The sequence below is a fragment of the Enterobacter sp. CPE_E890 genome (assembly GCF_046521475.1).
Taxonomy (GTDB): domain Bacteria; phylum Pseudomonadota; class Gammaproteobacteria; order Enterobacterales; family Enterobacteriaceae; genus Enterobacter; species Enterobacter adelaidei.
The window spans coordinates 4,128,588-4,153,260 of the sequence record NZ_JBKFZW010000001.1; the positions used below are offsets into that span (position 1 = coordinate 4,128,588).

Consider the following 24,673-nt stretch of genomic DNA (forward strand, 5'->3'; position numbering starts at 1 on the left):
AATGATGAAAAAATTGACCTTACCAAAAGATTTTTTATGGGGTGGCGCAGTTGCCGCTCACCAGGTTGAAGGCGGCTGGAACAAAGGCGGTAAAGGGCCAAGCATCTGCGACGTATTGACCGGTGGCGCACACGGCGTTCCGCGCGAAATCACCCGGGAAGTGGTGCCGGGTAAATACTACCCAAACCATGAAGCGATTGATTTCCACGGTCACTACAAAGAAGACATCAAGCTGTTTGCGGAAATGGGCTTCAAGTGCTTCCGTACCTCTATCGCCTGGACCCGCATCTTCCCGAAAGGGGATGAGACACAGCCAAACGAAGAAGGACTGAAGTTCTACGACGACATGTTCGACGAGCTGCTCAAATACAACATCGAGCCGGTCATCACCCTCTCCCACTTCGAAATGCCGCTGCATCTGGTTCAGGAGTATGGCAGCTGGACTAACCGTAAAGTGGTCGATTTCTTTGTGCGCTTCGCGGAAGTGGTATTTGAGCGCTACAAAAACAAGGTCAAATACTGGATGACCTTTAACGAAATCAACAACCAGCGCAACTGGCGCGCGCCGCTGTTCGGCTACTGCTGCTCTGGGGTGGTCTATACCGAGCACGACAACCCGGAAGAAACCATGTATCAGGTGCTGCACCACCAGTTCGTGGCCAGCGCTCTGGCGGTAAAAGCCGCCCGTCGTATTAACCCAGAGATGAAAGTCGGCTGCATGCTGGCGATGGTTGCACTCTATCCATTCTCCTGCAAACCAGAAGATGTGATGTTTGCTCAGGAATCCATGCGCGAGCGCTATGTCTTTACTGACGTCCAGCTGCGTGGTTACTACCCATCTTATGTGCTGAACGAGTGGGAACGCCGTGGTTTCTCCATCAAAATGGAAGCGGGTGACGAAGAGATCCTGCGTGAAGGAACCTGTGACTATTTAGGTTTCAGCTATTACATGACCAACGCCGTGAAAGCAGAAGGCGGCACCGGTGATGCCATTTCCGGCTTTGAGGGCAGCGTACCGAACCCACATGTGAAAGCGTCTGACTGGGGCTGGCAGATTGATCCAGTTGGCCTGCGCTATTCCCTGTGTGAGCTGTACGAGCGTTATCAGAAACCGCTGTTTATCGTAGAAAACGGTTTTGGCGCATACGACAAAGTAGAAGAAGACGGCAGCATCAACGATGACTATCGCATCGACTATCTGCGTGCTCATGTGGAAGAAATGATGAAGGCGGTCACGCACGATGGTGTGGATCTTATGGGGTATACCCCGTGGGGCTGCATCGACTGCGTGTCGTTCACCACCGGCCAGTACAGCAAGCGCTACGGCTTTATCTATGTGAACAAACACGACGACGGTACTGGCGACATGTCGCGTTCCCGTAAGAAAAGCTTCGAGTGGTATAAAGGCGTGATTGCCAGCAACGGCGAGGCGCTGTAATTTTTTCCGGGTGGCATGACGCTACCCGGCATTTATTTTCCGCCAGCCAGCTCTATAAAACTGCCCGTGACGTACGACGCCTTCTCGCTCAGCAGCCAGACAATCGCCTGCGCCACCTCTTCCGGCTGGCCGCCGCGCTGCATCGGCAGCAACGATTTCACGCGATCCACGCGCCCCGGTTCCCCGCCTGAGGCGTGGATATCGGTATAAATCAGTCCCGGTCGCACGCAGTTTACGCGAATGCCCTGCGCCGCTACCTCGAGCGCTAACCCGGTTGTCAGCGAATCCACCGCCCCCTTGGACGCGGCATAATCCACATATTCACCCGGCGCGCCCAGGCGCGACGCCGCGGAAGAGACATTCACTATCGCCCCACCCTTGCCGCCATGTTTGAAGGACATGCGCTTTACTGCCTCACGACAACAGAGAAAGTAACCTGTGACGTTGGTCGCCAGGACGCGGTTAATGCGCTCAGCGGAGAGATTCTCGATAGTGGATTGCTCAAACAGAATCCCCGCATTATTGACCAACGCACAAAGCGGCTCACCTTCACGATCGAGGCTGTCGAACATCGCCATCACCTGGGCTTCATCGCTGATATCTGCGCGGACGGCAAAGGCTTTACCGCCCGCTTCAACGATCTGCCTGATGACGTCCGTCGCGGCTTTAATGTTGTGATGATAATTCACCGCTACGGTATAGCCTTCGCGTGCCAGCTGCAGCGCGGTGGCTTTCCCGATGCCGCGGCTGGCGCCTGTTACAAGTGCAATGCCCATTCTCTTCTCCCAATAAAAAAGCCGGGTGGCGGCTACGCCTTACCCGGCCTGGGTTACTACACCAACAATATTACTGGTATTCGCTCATCGGCACGCAGGAGCAGAACAGGTTACGGTCGCCGTAGACGTCATCAAGACGCTTCACGGTCGGCCAGTATTTGTTTGCCACACCTGCCGGGAAGACCGCCAGTTCGCGGGAATAACCGTGGTTCCACTCTGCCACCATCTCATGCTGGGTGTGCGGTGCGTTAACCAGCGGGTTATCTTCCAGCGTCCACTCGCCGTCCAGCACGCGATCGATCTCCATGCGGATCGCCAGCATCGCATCAATAAAGCGGTCCAGCTCGGCTTTGCTTTCGGACTCCGTTGGCTCCACCATCAGCGTACCCGCTACCGGGAACGACATAGTCGGGGCGTGGAATCCGTAGTCGATCAGACGCTTGGCGATATCCAGTTCGCTGATGCCGCTCTGCTCTTTCAGTGGACGAATATCCAGAATGCACTCGTGCGCCACGCGACCATCACGGCCGGTATAGAGCACCGGGAAAGCAGACTTCAGGCGAGTCGCAATATAGTTGGCGTTCAGGATCGCCACCTGGCTTGCCTGCTTCAGCCCTTCTGCACCCATCATGCGGATGTACATCCAGCTGATTGGCAGAATAGAGGCGCTGCCAAACGGTGCCGCAGAGACCGCGCCCTGACGGGTCAGCATCCCCTCGATTTGCACTACGCTGTGACCCGGAACAAACGGTGCCAGGTGTGCTTTCACGCCGATTGGCCCCATACCCGGGCCGCCACCGCCGTGCGGAATGCAGAAAGTTTTATGCAGGTTCAGGTGCGACACATCCGCGCCGATAAAGCCCGGAGAAGTAATACCGACCTGGGCGTTCATGTTCGCGCCGTCGAGGTACACCTGACCGCCGAACTGGTGCACCACTTCGCACACTTCACGGATAGTCTCTTCGTACACGCCGTGGGTTGACGGGTAGGTCACCATGATGCAGGAGAGCTTGTCGCCAGCCTGTTCGGCTTTTGCACGCAGGTCGGCGAGGTCAATGTTACCGTTCTTATCGCAAGCCACCACCACCACTTCCATGCCCGCCATCTGGGCAGAGGCCGGGTTGGTACCGTGTGCGGAGCTTGGGATCAGGCAGATATCACGATGCCCTTCGTTACGGCTTTCGTGATAATGACGAATCGCCAGCAGACCAGCATATTCACCCTGCGCACCGGAGTTTGGCTGCATACAGAGCGCGTCATACCCCGTCAGCTTCACCAGCCAGTCGGAAAGCTGATTGATCATCAGGTGATAACCTTCCGCCTGCTCAGGTGGGCAGAACGGGTGCAGTTCAGAGAACTCAGGCCAGGTGATAGGGATCATCTCAGCAGCGGCGTTCAACTTCATGGTGCAAGAACCCAGAGGGATCATCGCCTGATTCAGCGCCAGATCTTTGCGCTCCAGAGAATGCATATAGCGCATCATCTCGGTTTCGCTGTGGTAGCGATTGAAGACCGGATGCGTCAGGATCGCATCATCACGCAGCATGCTTTGCTGGATAGAACGGCTGTCGAGGGCAACCTCTTTATCGAGCGTATCAATGTCCAGCCCGTGTGCATCACCCAGCAACACGTTAAACAGGTTCAGGATATCGTCGCGGGTGGTGCTTTCATCCAGCGTAATGCCGACCGCGTTGTGAATATCGCTGCGCAGGTTGATCTCCGCGGCATCCGCACGCGCCAGTACTGCTGCTTTGTCTGCCACTTCAACACACAGCGTGTCAAAGTAATGGGCATGACGCAGCTTGAGGCCTTTCTGTTGCAGGCCGCAGGCCAGAATATCCGCCAGGCGGTGAATACGGCTGGCAATACGTTTCAGGCCAACCGGACCGTGGAAGACCGCGTACAGGCTGGCGATGTTGGCCAGCAGAACCTGCGAGGTACAAATGTTGGAGTTCGCTTTCTCGCGGCGGATATGCTGCTCACGAGTCTGCATCGCCATGCGCAGCGCAGTGTTACCGGCAGCGTCTTTTGAGACCCCGATAATACGGCCCGGCATGGAGCGTTTGAATTCATCTTTTGCAGCGAAGAACGCCGCGTGTGGGCCACCGTAGCCCATCGGCACACCGAAGCGCTGTGCAGAGCCGAAGACAATATCCGCGCCCTGTTTGCCCGGCGCAGTCAGCAATACCAGCGCCATAAAATCAGCGGCGACGCTGACCACTACCTTGCGGGATTTTAGCTCGGCAATCAGTGCGCTGTAGTCGTGAACTTCACCGGTGGTGCCTACCTGCTGCAGCAGCACGCCGAAGACGTCCTGATGATCCAGCACTTTGTCTGCATCGTCGACAATCACGTCAAAACCGAAGGTTTCCGCACGGGTGCGAACAACGTCCAGGGTTTGCGGATGAACATCGGCGGCCACGAAGAAGCGGTTCGCATTTTTCAGCTTGCTTACGCGTTTGGCCATTGCCATGGCTTCTGCCGCGGCAGTCGCTTCGTCCAACAGAGACGCGGAAGCGATATCCAGGCCAGTCAGATCCAGCGTTACCTGCTGGAAATTCAGCAGCGCTTCCAGACGGCCCTGAGACACTTCTGGCTGATAAGGGGTATAAGCGGTGTACCAGCCTGGATTTTCCAGCATATTGCGCAGGATAACCGGCGGTAACTGCACGTTGGTGTAGCCCATGCCAATGTAAGACTTGTAGCGCTTGTTCAGGCCGGCAATGGCCTTCAGCTCCGCCAGTGCGGCGAACTCCGTAGTGGCTTCCCCCACCTGAGGCGGCGTGGCAAGCTGGATATCTTTTGGCACAATCTGGCCGATCAGTGCGTTTAATGAATCCGCGCCAACTGTCTTCAGCATCTCCTGCTGTTGCTGAGCATCCGGCCCAATGTGACGTTCAATGAAGGCGCCACGGTTTTCAAGCTGGCTTAAAGTCTGTGTCATGAGCGATGGTTCCTGAAACGTGCAGTGAATTTAAGTTCCCTCTCCCACAGGGAGAGGGTTAGGGTGAGGGGAAGATGAGCACCCTCACCCCTGCCCTCTCCCGAAGGGAGAGGGGGATTAACAATTACTCGTCTTCTAGCAGTGCTTCGTACGCGGTCGCATCCAGCAGTGCAGCAACTTCCGCTTCGTCGCTGGCTTTGATCTTAAAGATCCAGCCTTCGCCGTAAGGCTCGCTGTTGACCAGCTCCGGGGAGTCGCTCAGCGCGTCGTTGACGGCAACGATTTCGCCGCTCACAGGGGCGTAGATGTCAGATGCCGCTTTTACGGACTCCGCCACAGCGCAGTCATCGCCTGCGCCTACGGTCGTGCCCACTTCTGGCAAATCAACAAACACCATGTCGCCCAGCAGCTCTTGTGCGTGCTCGGTGATCCCTACGGTGTAAGTGCCGTCCGCCTCTTTGCGCAGCCATTCGTGTTCTTTGCTGTATTTCAGTTCTGCTGGCACATTGCTCATTGAATTTCTCCTGATAAAAATGATTAGGCGACCGGCTTACCGGCGCGAACAAAAATCGGTTTGGTCACGTTGACCGGCATTTCACGGTTGCGGATTTGTACTACCGCCGTTTCGCCAATGCCTGCAGGCACGCGTGCCAGTGCAATACTGTAGCCCAGCGTCGGGGAGAAGGTACCGCTGGTGATCACGCCTTCACGAGGATTGCCATCAGCATCGGTAAAACGCACCGGCAGTTCACCACGCAGTACGCCTTTCTCGGTCATCACCAGACCCACCAGTTGTTCAGTGCCCTTCTCACGCTGAATTTCCAGTGCTTCACGGCCAATAAATTCACGGTCAGCAGGTTCCCACGCGATGGTCCAGCCCATATTGGCCGCCAGCGGAGAGACACCTTCATCCATCTCCTGACCGTAGAGGTTCATACCCGCTTCCAGACGCAGCGTATCGCGCGCGCCCAGACCCGCAGGCTTCACACCGGCTTCCACCAGCGCACGCCAGAAATCTGCGGCTTTCTCATTTGGCATCGCAATTTCGTAACCCGCTTCACCGGTATAGCCAGTGGTAGCGATAAACAAATCACCTGCCTGCACGCCGAAGAACGGCTTCATGCCTTCAGTCGCTTTACGCTGCTCATCGCTGAACAGAGAAGCGGCTTTCGACTGCGCGTTCGGCCCCTGTACGGCGATCAGCGACAGATCGTCACGAACGGTGATGTCGATGGCATAAGGTTCAGCATGTTGGGTAATCCAGGAGAGGTCTTTTTCGCGGGTAGCGGAGTTAACAACGAGGCGGAAGAAATCTTCTGTGAAGTAATAGACGATGAGGTCGTCAATCACGCCGCCGGAGGCATTTAGCATGCCGGTATAGAGCGCTTTACCCGGTGTCTTGAGTTTGGCGACGTCGTTTGCCAGCAGATAACGCAAAAACTCCCGGGTGCGGCTACCGCGCAGATCGACAATCGTCATGTGGGACACGTCGAACATACCGGCATCGGTGCGCACCGCGTGGTGCTCATCAATCTGCGAGCCGTAGTGCAGCGGCATCATCCAGCCATGGAAGTCCACCATGCGGGCGCCGCATAACACGTGTTGTTCGTACAAAGGAGTCTGTTGAGCCATCTTGTCCTCGTTGAAAAATTCACCGTGAAACCCGGTATCAGCCTCGTTTTCAGGGGCCGACGCAAACGTTCTCTTTTACCTGAACTTACCACCGAAACCGGCGATTAACCATAAGGTAAAATGGGTCATCACATTAGCTTATGACCAAAAAACGCTGAAAAGCCTACAGAGTTATTCACTGGAAAAATGCGATTAACCCCGCACAAAATTAACAATGATCTAACAGGATTTAGCACATGGTGATATTTCCTGCGGAAATATGGGCCAAATTTCCGTAACATAAAATCAGCCAGATTAGATTATCTAATGCGAAAAATGAGGTGAAATTAGAATATTTCAAACGAGGGAATTTCCCCGGCACAGAGGCCGGGAAAATAAAATGTGACGGGGTTCTAAATTAGCGTAGCCAGTCCGGTAGGTCGTTAAGACCCATCGCCTGACGAAGAAGCTGAGGTTTAACGCCGGGAAGCGTATCAGCGAGCTTGAGGCCGATGTCGCGTAGCAGTTTTTTCGCCGGATTGGCACCGGCAAACAACTCACGGAAACCCTGCATGCCCGCCAGCATCATTGCCGCGCTGTGCTTGCGGCTACGCTCATAGCGACGCAGATACAGATGCTGACCAATGTCTTTCCCTTCACGATGCAGACGACGCAGTTCTTCAACCAGCTCTGCCGCATCCATAAAGCCAAGGTTAACGCCCTGCCCGGCCAGCGGATGAATTGTGTGTGCCGCATCCCCCACCAGCGCCAGACGGTGAGCCGCAAACTGACGCGCGTAGCGTCCGGTTAACGGAAACACCAGACGCTCGCTCTCAAGCGTGCATAACCCAAGACGGTTATCAAACGCCATACACAGTGCCTGGTTGAACGCATCTGGCGTGGCCTCCTGCATCAGCTGCGCTTTTTCTGGCACCAGGGACCAGACAATCGAGCACAGATGCGGATCGCTTAACGGCAGGAAGGCCAGAATGCCGTCATTGTGGAAGATCTGACGCGCGACACCGCCGTGCGGCTCTTCAGTGCGGATTGTCGCCACCAGAGCATGATGACGATAATCCCAGAACGTCAGCGGAATATCGGCTTTATTACGCAGCCAGGAGTTCGCACCATCAGCGCCAACGACCAGACGTGCAGTCAACATGTCGCCGCTTTGCAGGGTAATAAACGCCTCGTTTTCACCCCACGCGACCTGCTGGATTTGTGCAGGTGCCATCAGGGTAACATCGTTACATGACTGCGCTTTTTGCCACAGCGCATGATGGATAACGGCATTCTCGATGATGTGACCGAGATGGCTATAGCCCATACTTTCGTCATCAAAAGCGATATGACCAAAGCTGTCTTTATCCCATACTTCCATGCCGTGATAGCAACTGACACGCTGCGCCACGATATCTGACCAGACACCAAGGCGCGTCAGCAGCTTTTCGCTGGCCGCATTAATTGCCGAGACGCGGAGTTCCGGCGGCGCATCCTGTGCGACACGCTGGGGCTGCTTTTGCTCCAGCACGGCCACGCGCAGGCCGCTGCCCTGTAAACCACAGGCCAGCGCCAGTCCAACCATTCCGCCGCCAACGATGGCGACATCAACATTTTGCACGGTGATAACTCCTTAACGCGCGACCCAACCCAGGGTCCGCTGCGCCAGCACGTCACGTGCCGGAATGAATAATTCCATCGCCATCAGCCCGAGGTTACGGCCCGCAACCAGCGGCGCCCAGCGATTGGCAAAAAGATGAACCAGGCCATCAGTGACACCAATCGTCGCCTCTTTATCCGCCTGACGTCGCTTCTGGTAATGGCTTAGCACTGAGTACGCACCGCAATCTTTTTGCTCACCCCACGCTTGCGAAAGGGTTTCAGCAAGGCTCATGACATCACGTAACCCGAGGTTAAAGCCCTGACCCGCAATCGGATGCAGCGTCTGCGCGGCATTGCCCACTAGCACGACACGATGCGAGATGGATTGAGACGCTGTCGTCAGCGACAACGGATATACCGTCCGCTTGCCTGCATGAGCGATCTGTCCCAGCCGCCAGCCAAAGGCTTTTTGCAACTCAGTGCAAAAACGTTCGTCGGACCAGGACTGAATCTCTTCAGACTTACTCTGGGGATGGCACCACACCAGCGAGCAGCGTCCGTTCGACATCGGCAGCATCGCCAGCGGACCATGCTGTGTAAAACGTTCAAACGCCCTGCCGCTGTGCGCTCCGGCCGTGGAGACATTCGCGATGACCGCCACCTGACCATAAGCCTGCTGACGCCACTCGATACCACACTGGGTGCCGAGCGAAGATCGAGAACCATCTGCGGCAACCAGAAGCTGGCCTTCAAGAACAGTGCCATTTTCCAGCGTTACACTGACCGCCCCTTCAGTGCGACTAAAACTGGCCAAACGCGCCGGACAATGCAGCGTGACGCCTGGTGCATCCTGGAGCTGACGGAACAGACGTAATCCGACGTCGTGCAGCTCAACAACCTGCCCTAGGGCATCAATACGATAATCCTGCGCATCCAGCGTGACAAAACCCGCATGACCGCGATCGCTAACATGAACGGTGTTGATCGCCGTCGCACAGTCGGCAATTGCCTGCCAGATACCAATTCGCGACAGTTGCTGACATGTCCCCTGCGCCAGCGCAATGGCGCGGGCATCAAAACCGGGGTGGTCTGAAGCCTCTGGAGCAACGGCCTCCACCAGATGCACCGGGAGTTTCCCCTGTGTCATGTGCGAAATAGCGAGTGCCAGCGTGGCCCCCGTCATTCCGCCGCCAACAATAATCACGCTCATTTGTGTGCCGCTGCCATCAGCGCCTCGATATCGTCAGCATTTTTGACCACGCTGGCCGTCAGGTTCTCGTTGCCGCTTTCGGTAATGACGATATCGTCTTCAATGCGGATGCCAATCCCGCGGTACTCTTCAGGCACGTCGGCATCCGGCGCGATATACAGACCCGGCTCCACGGTTAATACCATGCCCGGCTCCAGCACGCGCGAACGCTCTGCGCCATACGCCCCCACATCATGCACATCCAGCCCCAACCAGTGGCTCAGGCCGTGCATAAAATACGGTCGATGTGCATTTTCAGCAATCAGAGTGTCTACGTCCCCTTTCAGAATACCGAGCTTAACCAGGCCGGTAATCATGATGCGCACAACTTCGCCGGTCACTTCCTGGATGGAGGTCCCGGGGCGATACAACCTGAGCGCCGTTTCAAGCGATTCCAGGACGATGTCGTAAATCGCGCGCTGCGCCGGTGAGAATTTACCGTTCACCGGGAAGGTACGGGTGATGTCCCCCGCGTAGCCCTGATATTCGCAACCGGCGTCAATCAGCACCAGATCGCCGTCGCGCAGCGCACTTTCGTTTTCGGTGTAATGCAGAATGCAGCCGTTTTCTCCGCCGCCAACGATGGTGTTGTAAGAGGGATAACGCGCGCCGTGGCGGTTAAATTCGTGGTGAATTTCGCCTTCCAGCTGGTATTCGAACATTCCGGGACGGCATTTCTCCATCGCTCGGGTGTGCGCCAGCGCGCTGATTTCACCTGCCCGACGCATCAAATTCAGTTCTTCTTCGGACTTGAACAGGCGCATCTCATGCACGACCGGACGCCAGTCTGTGAGCGTGGCGGGGGCGGACAGGTTCTGCCGCGAGCCTTTGCGCAGCTTATCCAGGGCAGTAAAGACTATTTCATCGGCATACGCGTATTCGCCCTGGGCGTGGTAAAGCACATCCAGACCATTCAACAACTGATAGAGCTGCTGATTGATTTCGCTAAACGCCAGCGCACGGTCAACGCCCAGCTTCGCCGGCGCGGCCTCCTGGCCTAAGCGGCGGCCAAACCAGATTTCGGCCGTCAGATCGCGTACGCGGTTGAAAATCACGCTGTGGTTGTGGGTGTCATTGCTTTTAATCAGCACCAGTACCGCTTCCGGCTCGTTAAAGCCGGTGAAGTACCAGAAATCGCTGCTCTGGCGATAGGGATATTCGCTGTCGGCACTGCGCGTTACTTCGGGCGCGGCAAAAATCAGCGCAGCGCTTCCCGGCTGCATTTTGGCGAGCAGCGCCTGGCGGCGGCGCGAATACTCTTGATTCGAGATAACCATGACACCCTCCTGTGCGTTATTTTTCTTAATGTAAGGTTGGTTTGCGGACTTCCGGCGCGGTCGGCTGTGAGCGCGTAAAGTTGTCGTGGCACAGCAACGCCGCCACGCGCACATACTCGATGATCTCTTCGAGAGACATTTCCAGCTCTTCCTGGTCTTCGTCTTCATCGTAACCAAGCTGTGCAATGTTACGCAGGTCGTCGATCGCTTCACCGGCTTCGCCGGTCACTTTATCGAGTTTAGGCTGTGTCACACCCAGCCCCAGCAGATAGTGGTTTACCCACCCTGCCAGCGCATCAGCGCGATCAAACACGCTTACGTCATCGCCCTCAGGCAGATAAAGCTGAAAAAGGAAGCCATCATCTTCCAGTGAATCACTGATGGCGGCGTGCATTTTACGCAGCGCTTCCGCCAGCTCGTGACCAAACGCCAGCCCTTCGTTCGTGAGGTCGTGGATCAGCGGCTGCCATGAGCTGTCGCTGTTTCCGCCGCACAGCATGCCACTGATCAAACCGTGCATTTCGGCAGGGGTTAAACCCACTCCCTGCTGGTTCAGTAACTGGTTTAAATCGTTGTAACCAGGCATTTCGTTCTGTATAGACATGAGCATTCGTCATCAAAGGGGGGAAGTTTCATGATATGCTACCACTTTGGACCCTGGTGATACCAGAAAAGGGCTTGTATCTTCACATCAGGGTAGCTATAGTGTCGCCCCTTCGCGGCCCCCGGGGCAGTAAGCGAAGGCAGCGCAGTCAATCAGCAGGAAGGTGGCATGTCTGCACAACCCGTCGATCTCCAGATTTTTGGCCGTTCACTGCGAGTGAATTGTCCGCCTGAACAAAGGGATGCTTTGAATCAGGCAGCGGACGATTTGAATCAGCGGTTGCAAGATCTAAAAGAACGCACTAGAGTCACAAATACTGAGCAGCTGGTTTTCATCGCCGCGTTGAACATCAGCTATGAACTGACTCAGGAAAAAGCGAAGACCCGCGACTACGCGGCAAGCATGGAGCAGCGCATTAAAATGCTCCAGCAGACCATAGAACAGGCATTGCTTGATCAAGGTCGCAATCCCGAAAGACCGGGACCAAAGTTTGAATAACACTTCTCAGTTGACTATGGTAGAGTAACTGTGAAGACAAAATTTCTCTGAGATGTTCGCAAGCGGGCCAGTCCCCTGAGCCGATATTTCATACCACAAGAATGTGGCGCTCCATGGTTGGTGAGCATGCTCGGTCCGTCCGAGAAGCCTTAAAACTATGACGACACATTCACCTTGAACCAAGGGTTCAAGGGTTACAGCCTGCGGCGGCATCTCGGAGATTCCCTCTCTTTTCTTCTACCGACTACCATGACTCAATTCCCTGAAGTTTCTGCTTCACGCCAGGACATTCGTCAGTTAATTCGTCAACGCCGTCGTGCGTTAACCTCCGATCAGCAAGCGCATTTTGCCCAGCAGGCTGCCGCGCGCATGATGGCGTATCCGCCTGTTGTGATGGCGCATACCGTCGCCTTGTTTCTCTCATTTGATGGCGAGCTGGATACCCAACCTCTCATTGAGCAACTCTGGCGAGCCGGGAAGAAGGTTTACCTGCCAGTGCTGCATCCGTTTAGCGAAGGTAATCTACTGTTTCTTCACTACCACCCGCACAGCGAGCTGGTCGTGAATCGTCTGAAAATCACTGAGCCAAAACTGGATGTTCGTGACGTGCTGCCGCTGTCACAGCTGGATGTGCTGATTACGCCTCTGGTGGCGTTTGATGAACAGGGCCAGCGTTTAGGGATGGGCGGCGGCTTTTACGACCGGACGCTGCAAAACTGGCAGCAGTATGGGCTACAGCCGGTGGGTTACGCGCATGATTGTCAGGGCGTTGAGGCATTGCCGGTGGAAAAATGGGATGTGCCGCTGCCGGCGGTGGTGACGCCCAGTAAAACCTGGACCTGGTAGAATAAAGCCGGGTGGCGCAGCCGCCACCCGACACAACACAATCAGTACAGCAGACGCGCGCGAATCGTCCCCGGAAGCGCCTTCATGCTCTGCAGTGCTTTCTCGGCAACATCGTCATCCGCTTCAATATCAATCACCACATAACCCATCTGAGAATTCGTCTGCAGATACTGCGCGGCGATGTTGACGCTCTGCTCGGCAAAGATCTGGTTAATGGCGGTCAGCACACCCGGACGGTTTTCGTGAATGTGCAGCAAGCGACGACCACCGTGCAGCGGCAGAGACACTTCCGGGAAGTTCACCGCAGAGAGCGTAGAACCGTTGTCAGAATATTTGCTCAGTTTACCCGCCACTTCCAGACCGATGTTCTCCTGCGCTTCCTGGGTCGAGCCGCCAATGTGTGGCGTCAGGATCACGTTATCGAACTCGCACAGCGGAGAATTAAACGGATCGCTGTTGGTCGCAGGCTCCGTCGGGAAGACGTCGATGGCCGCACCCGCCAGATGCTTACGCTTCAGCGCATCCGCCAGTGCCGGGATATCGACAACCGTGCCGCGCGCGGCGTTGATCAGCAGTGAGCCCGGCTTCATCAGCGCCAGCTCTTCCGCGCCCATCATGTTTTTGGTGGAGGCATTTTCCGGCACGTGGAGGCTCACCACGTCGCTCATGTTCAGCAGATCAGACAGGTGCTGAACCTGCGTCGCGTTACCCAGAGGCAGCTTGCTTTCAATATCGTAAAAATAGACATGCATCCCGAGAGATTCAGCCAGAATCCCCAGTTGAGTACCAATGTGACCATAACCAATGATACCCAGTTTTTTACCACGGGCTTCATATGACCCCGCTGCCAGTTTATTCCAGACTCCGCGGTGTGCTTTGGCGTTAGCTTCAGGGATACCGCGAAGCAGCAGCAACAACTCGCCAATCACTAACTCCGCCACGGAACGGGTGTTGGAGAACGGGGCGTTGAACACTGGAATACCGCGTTTGGCGGCTGCATTCAGATCGACCTGATTGGTGCCGATACAGAAACAGCCAATGGCAACCAGTTTTTCCGCCGCAGCAATTACATCTTCAGTCAGGTGGGTACGGGATCGCAGACCAATGAAGTGGGCATCACGGATGGCCGCTTTCAGCTCTTCGGTGTCCAGCGCGCCTTTGTGAAATTCGATGTTGGTGTAACCCGCTGCACGAAGGCTATCAAGCGCTTTCTGATGCACGCCTTCTACCAGCAGGAATTTAATCTTGTCTTTCTCCAGTGATACCTTTGCCATTTACCCGACCCTGTATTTTATCTGAACTGATGTTGTGCTGGATTTAAATCCGCTATAGCCAACATATCAAAAAAAACTATTGCAGCAATATGAACGTTTGCGTCGGCACTCTGAAGAAAAGTCATACAGGGTAAAATGACAGAGGAAAATGCTACAGAAATTTGCGAATGCGGCAGGATCGGCAAAAGAGGCGTAAAAACGTGACACAAGTCACCGAATTTAGCTTTTCAAAAATTTTTTAGCGGGGGGAGGACTCCCCCCGTCAGATCATTTTACGATGGTTTTCACGCCGTCAGCGGTACCGATCAGCGCCACATCCGCGCCACGGTTGGCGAATAGCCCTACGGTCACTACGCCTGGAATGCCGTTGATGGCATTTTCCAGCGCGATAGCATCAAGGATTTCCAGACCGTGAACGTCGAGGATCACGTTACCGTTATCAGTGACTACGCCCTGACGATATTCCGGACGACCGCCCAGCTTCACCAGTTGACGGGCAACCGCGCTACGGGCCATCGGGATCACTTCCACCGGCAGCGGGAAATTACCCAGGATATCGACCTGCTTGGAGGCGTCCGCGATGCAGATGAACTTGTCCGCAACGGAGGCGATGATTTTTTCACGCGTCAGCGCTGCACCACCGCCTTTGATCATCTGCATATGGCCGTTAATCTCATCTGCGCCATCAACGTAAATCCCCAGACGGTCAACTTCGTTGAGATCGAAAACGGTAATGCCGAGGCTTTTCAGCTTTTCCGTGGAAGCATCGGAGCTGGAAACCGCGCCCTCGATTTGCCCCTTCATCGTGCCCAGCGCATCGATAAAGTGCGCCGCGGTTGATCCCGTACCGACACCGACAATGGTACCCGGCTGTACATACTGGAGAGCGGCCCATCCTACTGCTTTTTTCAGTTCATCCTGCGTCATGATCGTTTTGCCTGTGGTGTGAAAACTTAGGCCGCATTATAGAACACGTGAGGTGGAATTCGTCTGTCACAAAGGGAAAATTGTGTCATAGTGCAGAATAAGCCAAATTAAGGAGTCAGCCAGAACGATGAAACGTCCGGACTACAGAACACTACAGGCACTTGATGCAGTTATTCGTGAACGAGGTTTTGAGCGCGCGGCGCAAAAGCTTTGCATCACGCAGTCCGCCGTATCACAGCGTATCAAACAGCTTGAAAACATGTTCGGCCAGCCGCTGCTGGTACGTACCGTGCCGCCACGTCCAACCGAGCAAGGGCAAAAGCTTCTCGCCCTGCTGCGTCAGGTTGAACTACTGGAAGATGAATGGCTGGGTGACGAACAAACGGGCTCTACGCCACTGCTGCTCTCTCTGGCGGTCAACGCCGACAGTCTGGCAACCTGGCTGCTGCCGGCCCTGGCACCGGTATTAGCAGATTCCCCTATCCGCCTGAATTTGCAGGTTGAAGATGAAACCCGTACCCAGGAGCGCCTGCGTCGTGGTGAAGTGGTTGGTGCGGTCAGTATTCAGCCTCAGGCGCTGCCGAGCTGTCTTGTCGATCAGTTAGGCGCTCTGGATTACCTGTTTGTCGGTTCAAAAGCCTTTGCCGAGCGCTACTTCCCTAATGGTGTAACCCGCGCCGCACTGCTCAAAGCGCCAGCAGTCGCGTTCGACCATCTGGACGATATGCATCAGGCGTTCCTGCAGCAAAACTTTGACCTGCCGCCGGGCAGCGTACCGTGCCATATCGTCAACTCATCCGAAGCGTTTGTGCAGCTTGCGCGACAAGGCACCACCTGTTGCATGATCCCGCATCTGCAGATTGAGAAAGAGTTGAAAAGCGGAGAGCTGATTGACCTAACGCCGGGGCTGTATCAGCGCCGGATGCTCTACTGGCACCGTTTTGCGCCGGAAAGCCGCATGATGCGCAACGTGACCGATGCGCTACTGGCTTACGGGCACAAGGTGTTGAGACAGGATTAAAAAATAAGCCGGGTGGCGGCTTCGCCTTACCCGGCCTGCAGATTACTGAGCTGTTTTCTGCTGTGCTGCAACAGGCTCCAGCTGGAACACCACATCGACCTGATCGTCGAACTGGATCGTCGGCTGCTCGTAAGTTTCCTGAGCAGATACTGGCGCCGCATCGGCTTTCATCATCCGCACCATCGGGCTTGGCTGATAGTTAGAGACGTGGTAACGCACGCTGTAAACCGGGCCGAGCTTGCTGTTAAAGCCAGCGGCCAGCTGTTGCGCCTGATGCATCGCATCATCAATCGCCGCTTTACGCGCTTCGTCTTTGTATTTCTCCGGTTGCGCAACGCCCAGCGACACAGAGCGAATTTCGTTCAGCCCCGCCTTCAGCGCGCCATCCAATAATGCATTCAGCTTGTCCAGTTGACGCACCGTCACTTCGACAGTACGCACAGCACGGTAGCCTTTCAGAATGCTTTTGCCGTTCTGGTAGTCGTAATCGGGTTGAGTACGCAGGTTAGCGGAGTTGATATCTTTTTTACCTACACCGTTCTGCTCAAGAAAAGAGAGATATTGCGCAACACGATCGTCAGCCTGCTTCTTGGCAGATGCCGCATCTTTCGCAGCCACATTGACTTCAATCGCCAGGGTTGCAACATCCGGTACCGCATCCACACTTGCAGTGCCTGAAGTGACGATGTGCGGACCATCTGGCAGTTCACTTGCCTGCACCGACACCGCACCTAAACTCACTAATGCCGCCAGGGCCATCACTTTAAACTTCACTGTCATTCCTCCATGTTGCGAAGAGTGCCCCAACAACAGGGCGCATGCCAGCAAGCTTAGCGGGTCTTGTTCAGTTGTCCATAAGACAATGGCTTAGTTGAACAATTCCTGGACATGGTGAATGCCCTCTTTTGCCAACTGGAAGGCGATAAACCACATCACGAGACCCACCAGCGTGTTGATGATCCGCTGCGCTTTAGCAGTGCGAAGACGAGGGGCCAGCCAAGCCGCAAGTATGGCGAGACCGAAGAACCAGAGGAAAGAGGCGCTGACCGTGCCAAGCGCAAACCAGCGCTTCGGCTCAACATCCAGCTGTCCGCCCAGGCTCCCCAGCACCACAAAAGTATCGAGATAAACGTGCGGGTTAAGCCAGGTGACCGCCAGCATGGTGACGATGATCTTCCAGCGTCCCTGCTTCATAACTTCAGCGCTTGCCAGCTCAAGGTTGCTGCTCATGGCCGTTTTCAGTGCACCAAAACCGTACCACAGCAGGAACGCCACGCCGCCCCAGGTAACCAATGCAAGAAGCCACGGCGACTGCATCAGCAATGCACTACCGCCAAAAATCCCGGCGCAGATCAGCAGCAAATCGCTTACCGCGCACAGCAGGGCAATCATCAGATGATACTGGCGGCGAATGCCCTGGTTCATCACGAACGCATTTTGCGGGCCAAGCGGAAGGATCATGGCCGCACCTAAGGCAAGCCCTTGAAAGTAATAGGATAACATGACGAAACTCTCACAGTGTTGTTCTGGAAGCAGACTATACTGCGCGAATCACATTAGAGGAAATTGATAATATTAATTGGGGATTAGTCGTGCTTATAAAAATAATGCCCGGTGGTGCTAGCGCTTACCGGGCCTGGTGGTGAAGTTATTCTGCTTCTTTGACTTTTTTGACGTTTACGTCCATCTGCGGGTACGGGAAGCTGATGCCGTTAGCATCGAACTCACGTTTGATACGCTCCAGAACATCCCAGTAAACGTTTTGCAGATCGCTGCTTTTGCTCCAGATACGTACCACGAAGTTAATCGAAGAAGCACCCAGTTCGTTCAGGCGTACGGTCTGCTCTTTGTCTTTCAGAATGCGATCGTCTGAAGCAATGATATTGCTAATCAGCGACTTCACCTGATCGATATCGGAATCATATGCCACGCTGATGATCAGCTCATTTCGGCGCACAGGTTCGCGGGAAAAGTTGATGATGTTGCCTGCAATAATTTTCCCGTTTGGCACAACAACAATACGACCATCAACGGTACGCAGGGTGGTAGAGAAAATCTGTACCTGCAGTACCGTTCCGGCAATCCCACCAAGATCCACGTACTCACCAGAACGGAATGGGCGGAAGGTGACCAGCAGTACGCCGGCGGCCAGATTCGAGAGCGAGCCCTGCAATGCAAGGCCAATAGCCAGACCTGCTGCACCAAGCACGGCGATTACCGATGCGGTCTGTACGCCGACGCGTCCCAGCGCCGCAATCAGCGTAAAGGCGATAATGCCGTAGCGCACCAGTGCAGAGAGGAAATCTGCAACCGTGGCATCAATGTTTCGGGCGCGCATCACGCGGTTGACGGTGTTTGATACGATACGTGCCACGATCATCCCGACGATGAGGATGGCAATAGCCGCTACGATGTTTACGGCGTAGCTCAGCAGCAACTCCTGGTTACGCACCAGCCAGGTACCGGCGTTATTGATGCTGTCTACGACATCGAGTTGTTCCATTTATTCTTCCTTTTGTTAAACCAAAACACAAAAATCCATCCCCCATGGAGACAGGCAGGTCAGTAAAGGGTAAACAAAAAGCACCGGTTTTGCCAAACAGATCACAAAAACCTGTATAGCAGGTTCTTGAAAAAGCATAAAAAAAGGCCCGCATTTGCGGGCCTTCAGATGCTGTTAGCAGCTCAAATTACAGAACGTCAACCGCGTTCAGTTCTTTGAAAGCCTGCTCCAGACGGGTCACCATGGAAGTCTGCGCTGCGCGCAGCCATACGCGTGGATCGTAGTATTTCTTGTTCGGCTGGTCTTCGCCTTTCGGGTTGCCCAGCTGGCCCTGCAGGTAAGCTTCGTTAGTTTTGTAGTACTGCAGAATACCGTCCCAGGTAGCCCACTGGGTATCGGTATCAATGTTCATTTTCACTACACCGTAGCTTACGGAATCTTTGATTTCCTGAGCAGAAGAACCGGAACCGCCGTGGAAGACGAAGTTCAGGCTGTTGTGCGGCAGGTTGTGTTTCTTAGACACATATTCCTGAGAATCACGCAGGATAGTTGGGGTCAGAACCACGTTACCTGGTTTGTAAACGCCGTGCACGTTACCGAAGGACGCTGCAATGGTGAAGCGTGGGCTGATTTTGCTCAGCTCGGTGTAAGCGTAATCAACGTCTTCTGGCTGGGTGTACAGTGCAGAAGCGTCCATGTGGCTGTTGTCCACGCCGTCTTCTTCACCACCGGTGCAACCCAGTTCGATTTCCAGGGTCATGTCCATTTTGGCCATGCGCGCCAGGTATTTGGAGCAAATTTCGATGTTTTCGTGCAGTGACTCTTCAGACAGGTCGATCATATGAGAAGAGAACAGTGGCTTACCGGTAGCAGCGAAGTGTTTTTCACCCGCGTCCAGCAGACCGTCGATCCACGGCAGCAGTTTCTTCGCGCAGTGGTCAGTGTGCAGGATAACTGGAACACCGTAGTGTTCAGCCATCTGGTGTACGTGGTGCGCACCAGAGATAGCACCCAGGATTGCAGCACCCTGAGGAACGTCAGTTTTCACGCCTTTACCAGCGATGAACGCAGCACCGCCGTTAGAGAACTGAACGATAACCGGTGCTTTAACTTTTGCAGCGGCTTCCAGTACGGCGTTGATGGAGTCGGTACCTACGCAGTTAACTGCTGGCAGAGCGAAGTTGTTTTCTTTAGCTACCTGGAACACTTTCTGTACGTCATCACCAGTGATAACGCCAGGTTTTACGAAATCAAAAATTTTAGACATGTTGCTTAGTCCTGTATCTTCGGCCGTTAGAAAAGGTGCGAGCTCTTAAAAGCGCGCTGAAAATTGGGCAGGTTTCCCTGCCCTTGAATGGCTTACTTCTTAGCGCGCTCTTCGAGCATTGCTACTGCTGGCAGTACTTTGCCTTCCACGAATTCGAGGAATGCACCGCCACCAGTGGAGATGTAGGAGATCTTGTCAGCGATACCGAACAGGTCGATTGCCGCCAGTGTGTCACCACCACCTGCGATAGAAAACGCTTCGCTGTCTGCAATAGCGTTAGCAACGATTTCAGTCCCTTTGCGGAAGTTCGGGAATTCGAACACGCCAACAGGACCATTCCACAGGATAGTTTTTGCGTTTTTCAGGATTTCAGCCAGTTTCTGTGCAGAAACGTCGCCCAGGTCCAGAATTTGCTCTTCGTCTTTGATGTCGTTTACAGACTTCAGGGTCGCCGTTGCAGTTTCAGAGAACTCAGTAGCAACACGAACATCTGTTGGAACTGGAATATCACAGGTGCTCAGCAGGCGTTTAGCTTCGTCAACCAGGTCTGCTTCGTACAGGGATTTACCCACGTTGTGACCTTGAGCAGCAACGAAGGTGTTCGCGATACCACCGCCAACGATCAGCTGGTCAGCAATTTTAGACAGGGAGTCCAGAACGGTCAGCTTGGTAGAAACTTTAGAACCACCAACGATAGCAACCATTGGACGAGCTGGTTCTTTCAGTGCTTTACCCAGCGCTTCCAGTTCGTCAGCCAGCAGAGGACCTGCACAGGCTACGTCTGCAAATTTACCGATACCGTGGGTAGAAGCCTGCGCACGGTGAGCAGTACCGAAAGCATCCATTACGAATACGTCGCACAGTGCAGCGTATTTTTTGGACAGTGTTTCGTCGTCTTTCTTCTCGCCTTTGTTGAAGCGAACGTTTTCCAGAACAACCAGCTCACCGGCAGCAACTTCAACGCCGTCCAGGTAATCTTTCACCAGGCGAACCGGGTTGGACAGTTTGTCTTTCAGGTAATTAACAACTGGCAGCAGAGAGAACTCTTCGTTGTACTCGCCTTCGGTTGGACGACCCAGGTGGGAGGTTACCATCACTTTAGCGCCCTGCTTCAGAGCCAGTTCGATGGTTGGCAGAGATGCACGGATACGCGCGTCGCTGGTCACTTTACCCTCTTTAACCGGTACGTTCAGATCAGCACGGATGAAAACGCGTTTACCAGCCAGATCCAGATCGGTCATCTTAATTACAGACATGGTGAATCCTCTCGTTGATTCTTAAAGTTTTGCAGACGCACGATGCGTCTTACCTGAAACCTTGAGCGGCCATTGCTAACGTAGTGTCGAGCATTCGGTTAGCAAAGCCCCATTCGTTATCACACCAGACCAGCGTCTTGATAAGGTGTGCGCCACTGACGCGCGTTTGAGTGCCATCAACGATGGCGCTGTGCGGGTCGTGGTTAAAATCTACTGAGACCAACGGCAATTCCGTATAGTCAACTATACCATGAAATGCACCCTGTGCCGCTTTTTGCAGCAACATGTTGACTTCACAGGCTTTTACCGGTTTTTTCACCGTCACACTAAGATCAATTGCAGTGACGTTAATCGTCGGAACGCGCACGGCAATCGCTTCAAAACGGTCATTAAACTGCGGGAAAATACGTGTGATCCCTGCAGCCAGTTTTGTGTCCACCGGAATGATTGACTGGCTCGCCGCGCGAGTGCGTCGTAAATCCGGATGGTAGGCGTCGATCACCTGCTGGTCGTGCATGGCGGAGTGAATCGTGGTCACCGTACCGGATTCAATGCCATATGCATCGTCTAACAGTTTAATGACCGGAATAATGCAGTTAGTGGTACAGGAGGCGTTGGAGACAATGCGATGTTCAGCTTGCAGCTCATGCTGGTTGACGCCAAACACGACGGTCGCGTCGAGATCGTTGCTGCCGGGATGAGAGAACAGGACTTTTTTCGCACCTGCTGCCAGATGGGCTTCGCCATGTCCGCGGTTGCCATACACGCCGGTACAGTCAAGCACCACATCCACACCCAATTCACGCCAGGGTAGCCCGGTAATGCTGTTCTCATGCAGCACACGAATAGCGTCATCACCGACAAAAAGCTGATCTCTTTCCTGGCGCACATCCCAGGCAAAGCGTCCGTGGCTGGTGTCATATTTCAACAAATGCGCCATGCCCGTAGCATCCGCCAGTTCATTGATTGCCACCACGGTTATTTCCGCCCGACGTCCGGATTCATACAAAGCACGAACCACATTACGTCCGATGCGACCGAAGCCATTAATCGCTACGCGTACGGTCATAGATCTCCTGCAAAGCTATCCCTGGGTTTGAGGTGGCTGAAAGAGTAATCCAGCTACGCCCGAAGGGGAATCCTTGCTGTCACAAACTGCGATTGATTGGTCAATTGTCGAACATTTAATCGACTGAAACGCTTCAGCAAGAATAAGCGAATCGGGGAATAAAAGGAATGTCTGTCCAGATGAATAAGCGAGCTATATGACTTGCGTCACATTTTAGGTGGAATAATGACAACAAAAAAGCCGGGTGGCGCGCTAGCGCTTACCCGGCCTACTTTCGAGCCATTTGTAAGCCCGGTTAGCGTAGCGCCACCGGGCAAAACGGCGATTACAGCAGTTCTTTCGCTTTCGCTACAACGTTCTCAACGGTGAAGCCGAACTCTTCGAACAGCAGCTCTGCCGGTGCAGACTCACCGAAGGTGGTCATACCGACGATTGCGCCATTCAGGCCCACATATTTGAACCAGTAGTCAGCAATACCCGCTTCCACCGCCACACGAGCAGTAACCGCTTTAGGCAGTACGGACTCGCGGTATGCAGCATCCTGCTTGTCGAACGCATCGGTAGACGGCATGGAGACCACACGCGCTTTAACGCCTTCGGCAGACAGTTTGTCCCATGCCGCAACAGCCAGCTCAACTTCAGAACCGGTAGCGATGAAGATCAGTTCAGGCTGACCTGCACAATCTTTCAGCACATAACCACCGCGAGCGATATTCGCCAGCTGCTCTGGAGTACGATCCTGCTGTGCCAGGTTCTGGCGGGAGAGGATCAGTGCGGTTGGGCCATCCTGACGCTCAACACCGTATTTCCACGCCACTGCGGATTCAACCTGGTCACATGGACGCCATGTGCTCATGTTCGGAGTCACACGCAGAGAAGCCACCTGCTCTACCGGCTGGTGAGTTGGACCATCTTCGCCCAGACCGATGGAGTCGTGGGTATAGACCATCACCTGACGCTGTTTCATCAGCGCAGCCATACGTACGGCGTTACGTGCGTACTCTACGAACATCAGGAAGGTAGAGGTATACGGCAGGAAACCACCGTGCAGGGAGATACCGTTAGCAATTGCCGTCATACCGAATTCACGTACACCATAATGGATGTAGTTACCGGCAGTATCTTCATTGATCGCTTTAGAACCGGACCACAGGGTCAGGTTAGAAGGCGCCAGGTCAGCAGAACCGCCCAGGAATTCAGGCAACAGTGGGCCAAATGCTTCAATCGCATTTTGAGACGCTTTACGGCTGGCGATTTTAGATGGGTTCGCCTGCAGCTTAGCGATGAACTCGTTCGCTTTCGCATCGAAGTCAGACGGCATATCGCCTTTCATGCGACGGGTGAACTCAGCAGCTTCCTGTGGGAAGGCTTTAGCATACGCCGCGAACTTCTCGTTCCATGCGGCTTCTTTCGCCTGACCTGCTTCTTTGGCATCCCACTGAGCATAAATGTCAGATGGGATTTCGAATGCCGGGTGTTTCCAGCCCAGCGCTTCGCGCGTCAGTGCAATTTCCGCGTCGCCCAGTGGCGCACCGTGGGAATCGTGGGTACCGGCTTTGTTCGGTGAACCGAAGCCGATAATGGTTTTGCACATCAGCAGGGATGGTTTGTCAGTGACAGCGCGCGCTTCTTCTACTGCACGTTTAATCGAGTCAGCATCGTGGCCATCAACACCACGCACAACGTGCCAGCCATAGGCTTCAAAACGTTTAGCGGTGTCATCGGTGAACCAGCCCTCAACGTGACCGTCAATGGAGATACCATTGTCGTCGTAGAACGCAACCAGTTTGCCCAGTTTCAGGGTACCCGCCAGGGAGCACACTTCGTGAGAAATGCCTTCCATCATGCAGCCATCACCCATGAACGCGTAGGTGAAGTGGTCTACGATGTCGTGGCCAGGACGGTTGAACTGCGCCGCCAGGGTCTTCTCAGCAATCGCCATACCCACAGCGTTCGCAATACCCTGGCCCAGTGGACCGGTCGTGGTTTCAACACCAGCGGTGTAACCCACTTCCGGGTGACCTGGAGTTTTGGAGTGCAGCTGACGGAAGTTTTTCAGCTCTTCAATTGGCAGATCGTAGCCAGTGAGGTGCAGCAGGCTATAGATCAGCATAGAGCCGTGGCCGTTGGACAGCACGAAACGGTCGCGGTCAGCCCATGCCGGGTTCTGCGGGTTGTGGTTCAGGAAATCACGCCACAGGACTTCGGCGATATCAGCCATACCCATAGGGGCCCCTGGGTGGCCGGATTTGGCTTTCTGTACTGCGTCCATGCTCAGCGCACGAATAGCATTAGCAAGCTCTTTACGTGAGGACATTTTAACTCCAGATCGGACTGTTAAAGGCCATGCCCTTGACGACAGCGCGTTTTGGGCTACGCCGGAAAAAAGTGCCAACAATGTAACCCAAGCGGCATGCCATGTACATGGAGCATTCTTTTGCAGCTTAAGAAATCTCTGGATCATGCTCGCATGTTGCGCAATCTGCTCGCCCGGCCCCGTAGATATTCCTT

General features: G+C 54.5%; 21 protein-coding genes and 1 other RNA gene. 5 read left to right on the top strand and 17 right to left on the bottom strand.

Features of this window, described 5'->3' with window-relative positions; genetic code table 11:
- The first annotated feature begins 4 nt into the window (after positions 1-4).
- On the top strand, positions 5-1,438 hold the full coding sequence (bglA, locus tag ACLHV9_RS20420) for a 6-phospho-beta-glucosidase BglA (protein WP_028016955.1): 1,434 nt from the start codon (positions 5-7) through the stop codon (positions 1,436-1,438).
- Between the two features lie 32 nt (positions 1,439-1,470).
- Here bglA and ACLHV9_RS20425 read toward each other — a convergent pair whose 3' ends face one another.
- From ACLHV9_RS20425 to ACLHV9_RS20460, 8 genes are all read right to left on the bottom strand, one after another.
- On the bottom strand, positions 1,471-2,214 hold the full coding sequence (locus tag ACLHV9_RS20425) for an SDR family oxidoreductase (RefSeq protein ID WP_407221031.1): 744 nt from the start codon (positions 2,212-2,214) through the stop codon (positions 1,471-1,473).
- Between the two features lie 70 nt (positions 2,215-2,284).
- On the bottom strand, positions 2,285-5,158 hold the full coding sequence (gcvP, locus tag ACLHV9_RS20430) for an aminomethyl-transferring glycine dehydrogenase (protein WP_028016957.1): 2,874 nt from the start codon (positions 5,156-5,158) through the stop codon (positions 2,285-2,287).
- Positions 5,159-5,282: 124 nt separating this feature from the next.
- A complete protein-coding gene (gcvH, locus tag ACLHV9_RS20435; protein ID WP_049004940.1) occupies positions 5,283-5,672 on the bottom strand; it encodes a glycine cleavage system protein GcvH in 390 nt (129 codons plus the stop codon).
- 23 nt (positions 5,673-5,695) lie between these two features.
- Positions 5,696-6,790, bottom strand: coding sequence for a glycine cleavage system aminomethyltransferase GcvT (gene gcvT / locus ACLHV9_RS20440; protein WP_108090418.1), 1,095 nt, complete (start codon positions 6,788-6,790; stop codon positions 5,696-5,698).
- Between the two features lie 397 nt (positions 6,791-7,187).
- Positions 7,188-8,390, bottom strand: a complete 1,203-nt coding sequence (ubiI, locus tag ACLHV9_RS20445) for an FAD-dependent 2-octaprenylphenol hydroxylase (RefSeq protein WP_028016960.1) — start codon at positions 8,388-8,390, stop codon at positions 7,188-7,190.
- Positions 8,391-8,402: 12 nt separating this feature from the next.
- A complete protein-coding gene (gene ubiH, locus ACLHV9_RS20450; protein ID WP_128347287.1) occupies positions 8,403-9,581 on the bottom strand; it encodes a 2-octaprenyl-6-methoxyphenyl hydroxylase in 1,179 nt (392 codons plus the stop codon).
- Positions 9,578-10,891 (bottom strand): Xaa-Pro aminopeptidase, encoded by a 1,314-nt coding sequence (gene pepP, locus ACLHV9_RS20455; RefSeq protein WP_108090752.1) that lies wholly within the window; start codon positions 10,889-10,891, stop codon positions 9,578-9,580. The genes ubiH and pepP overlap by 4 nt, the downstream gene beginning before the upstream one ends.
- Before the next feature lie 31 nt (positions 10,892-10,922).
- The gene (locus ACLHV9_RS20460; RefSeq protein WP_028016963.1) at positions 10,923-11,501 is read right to left on the bottom strand and encodes a YecA family protein; all 579 of its coding nucleotides are present in this window, start codon (positions 11,499-11,501) and stop codon (positions 10,923-10,925) included.
- A gap of 168 nt (positions 11,502-11,669) precedes the next feature.
- Here ACLHV9_RS20460 and zapA point away from each other — a divergent pair, with 168 nt between their 5' ends.
- The 3 genes from zapA (at position 11,670) to ACLHV9_RS20475 (ending at position 12,845) form a co-directional block, all read left to right on the top strand.
- Entirely contained in the window at positions 11,670-11,999 is a 330-nt protein-coding gene (zapA, locus tag ACLHV9_RS20465) for a cell division protein ZapA (RefSeq protein ID WP_006811891.1), read from the top strand.
- Between the two features lie 41 nt (positions 12,000-12,040).
- Positions 12,041-12,224, top strand: a non-coding RNA gene (ssrS, locus tag ACLHV9_RS20470) — 6S RNA.
- 24 nt (positions 12,225-12,248) lie between these two features.
- Positions 12,249-12,845: a 5-formyltetrahydrofolate cyclo-ligase gene (locus ACLHV9_RS20475; protein WP_028016964.1), complete on the top strand. Its 597-nt coding sequence runs from the start codon at positions 12,249-12,251 to the stop codon at positions 12,843-12,845.
- 41 nt (positions 12,846-12,886) lie between these two features.
- Here ACLHV9_RS20475 and serA read toward each other — a convergent pair whose 3' ends face one another.
- Positions 12,887-14,119: a phosphoglycerate dehydrogenase gene (serA, locus tag ACLHV9_RS20480; RefSeq protein WP_028016965.1), complete on the bottom strand. Its 1,233-nt coding sequence runs from the start codon at positions 14,117-14,119 to the stop codon at positions 12,887-12,889.
- Positions 14,120-14,386: 267 nt separating this feature from the next.
- Positions 14,387-15,046 carry a ribose-5-phosphate isomerase RpiA gene (gene rpiA / locus ACLHV9_RS20485; protein WP_003860091.1) on the bottom strand — a complete coding sequence of 220 codons (660 nt, stop codon included), beginning with the start codon at positions 15,044-15,046 and terminating at the stop codon, positions 14,387-14,389.
- Positions 15,047-15,173: 127 nt separating this feature from the next.
- On the opposite strand from rpiA, the gene argP reads away from it, so the two are divergent.
- Positions 15,174-16,067 (top strand): DNA-binding transcriptional regulator ArgP, encoded by an 894-nt coding sequence (argP, locus tag ACLHV9_RS20490; RefSeq protein ID WP_008499727.1) that lies wholly within the window; start codon positions 15,174-15,176, stop codon positions 16,065-16,067.
- A gap of 42 nt (positions 16,068-16,109) precedes the next feature.
- Here argP and ACLHV9_RS20495 read toward each other — a convergent pair whose 3' ends face one another.
- From ACLHV9_RS20495 to tkt, 7 genes are all read right to left on the bottom strand, one after another.
- Positions 16,110-16,841: an oxidative stress defense protein gene (locus ACLHV9_RS20495; protein ID WP_028016967.1), complete on the bottom strand. Its 732-nt coding sequence runs from the start codon at positions 16,839-16,841 to the stop codon at positions 16,110-16,112.
- A 93-nt stretch (positions 16,842-16,934) separates the two neighbouring features.
- Complete coding sequence (gene argO, locus ACLHV9_RS20500; protein WP_021242063.1) at positions 16,935-17,570, bottom strand: arginine exporter ArgO; 636 nt, start codon at positions 17,568-17,570, stop codon at positions 16,935-16,937.
- 145 nt (positions 17,571-17,715) lie between these two features.
- Complete coding sequence (locus tag ACLHV9_RS20505; RefSeq protein ID WP_028016968.1) at positions 17,716-18,570, bottom strand: small-conductance mechanosensitive channel MscS; 855 nt, start codon at positions 18,568-18,570, stop codon at positions 17,716-17,718.
- Positions 18,571-18,757: 187 nt separating this feature from the next.
- The gene (fbaA, locus tag ACLHV9_RS20510; protein ID WP_028016969.1) at positions 18,758-19,837 is read right to left on the bottom strand and encodes a class II fructose-bisphosphate aldolase; all 1,080 of its coding nucleotides are present in this window, start codon (positions 19,835-19,837) and stop codon (positions 18,758-18,760) included.
- 92 nt (positions 19,838-19,929) lie between these two features.
- Entirely contained in the window at positions 19,930-21,093 is a 1,164-nt protein-coding gene (gene pgk, locus ACLHV9_RS20515; RefSeq protein ID WP_028016970.1) for a phosphoglycerate kinase, read from the bottom strand.
- Between the two features lie 49 nt (positions 21,094-21,142).
- Positions 21,143-22,162 carry an erythrose-4-phosphate dehydrogenase gene (gene epd / locus ACLHV9_RS20520; protein WP_028016971.1) on the bottom strand — a complete coding sequence of 340 codons (1,020 nt, stop codon included), beginning with the start codon at positions 22,160-22,162 and terminating at the stop codon, positions 21,143-21,145.
- A 325-nt stretch (positions 22,163-22,487) separates the two neighbouring features.
- Positions 22,488-24,479 (bottom strand): transketolase, encoded by a 1,992-nt coding sequence (tkt, locus tag ACLHV9_RS20525; protein WP_049004948.1) that lies wholly within the window; start codon positions 24,477-24,479, stop codon positions 22,488-22,490.
- Positions 24,480-24,673 lie beyond the last annotated feature (194 nt).

Coding starts and splice junctions, on each gene's coding strand:
- rpiA (WP_003860091.1), bottom strand. CDS start 15,046: ATGACGCAGGATGAACTGAAAAAAGCAGTAGGATGGGCCGCTCTCCAG.
- gcvT (WP_108090418.1), bottom strand. CDS start 6,790: ATGGCTCAACAGACTCCTTTGTACGAACAACACGTGTTATGCGGCGCC.
- epd (WP_028016971.1), bottom strand. CDS start 22,162: ATGACCGTACGCGTAGCGATTAATGGCTTCGGTCGCATCGGACGTAAT.
- serA (WP_028016965.1), bottom strand. CDS start 14,119: ATGGCAAAGGTATCACTGGAGAAAGACAAGATTAAATTCCTGCTGGTA.
- gcvH (WP_049004940.1), bottom strand. CDS start 5,672: ATGAGCAATGTGCCAGCAGAACTGAAATACAGCAAAGAACACGAATGG.
- ACLHV9_RS20505 (WP_028016968.1), bottom strand. CDS start 18,570: ATGGAACAACTCGATGTCGTAGACAGCATCAATAACGCCGGTACCTGG.
- zapA (WP_006811891.1), top strand. CDS start 11,670: ATGTCTGCACAACCCGTCGATCTCCAGATTTTTGGCCGTTCACTGCGA.
- fbaA (WP_028016969.1), bottom strand. CDS start 19,837: ATGTCTAAAATTTTTGATTTCGTAAAACCTGGCGTTATCACTGGTGAT.
- tkt (WP_049004948.1), bottom strand. CDS start 24,479: ATGTCCTCACGTAAAGAGCTTGCTAATGCTATTCGTGCGCTGAGCATG.
- ACLHV9_RS20475 (WP_028016964.1), top strand. CDS start 12,249: ATGACTCAATTCCCTGAAGTTTCTGCTTCACGCCAGGACATTCGTCAG.
- ACLHV9_RS20460 (WP_028016963.1), bottom strand. CDS start 11,501: ATGTCTATACAGAACGAAATGCCTGGTTACAACGATTTAAACCAGTTA.
- bglA (WP_028016955.1), top strand. CDS start 5: ATGAAAAAATTGACCTTACCAAAAGATTTTTTATGGGGTGGCGCAGTT.
- ubiH (WP_128347287.1), bottom strand. CDS start 9,581: ATGAGCGTGATTATTGTTGGCGGCGGAATGACGGGGGCCACGCTGGCA.
- pgk (WP_028016970.1), bottom strand. CDS start 21,093: ATGTCTGTAATTAAGATGACCGATCTGGATCTGGCTGGTAAACGCGTT.
- argO (WP_021242063.1), bottom strand. CDS start 17,570: ATGTTATCCTATTACTTTCAAGGGCTTGCCTTAGGTGCGGCCATGATC.
- ACLHV9_RS20425 (WP_407221031.1), bottom strand. CDS start 2,214: ATGGGCATTGCACTTGTAACAGGCGCCAGCCGCGGCATCGGGAAAGCC.
- gcvP (WP_028016957.1), bottom strand. CDS start 5,158: ATGACACAGACTTTAAGCCAGCTTGAAAACCGTGGCGCCTTCATTGAA.
- argP (WP_008499727.1), top strand. CDS start 15,174: ATGAAACGTCCGGACTACAGAACACTACAGGCACTTGATGCAGTTATT.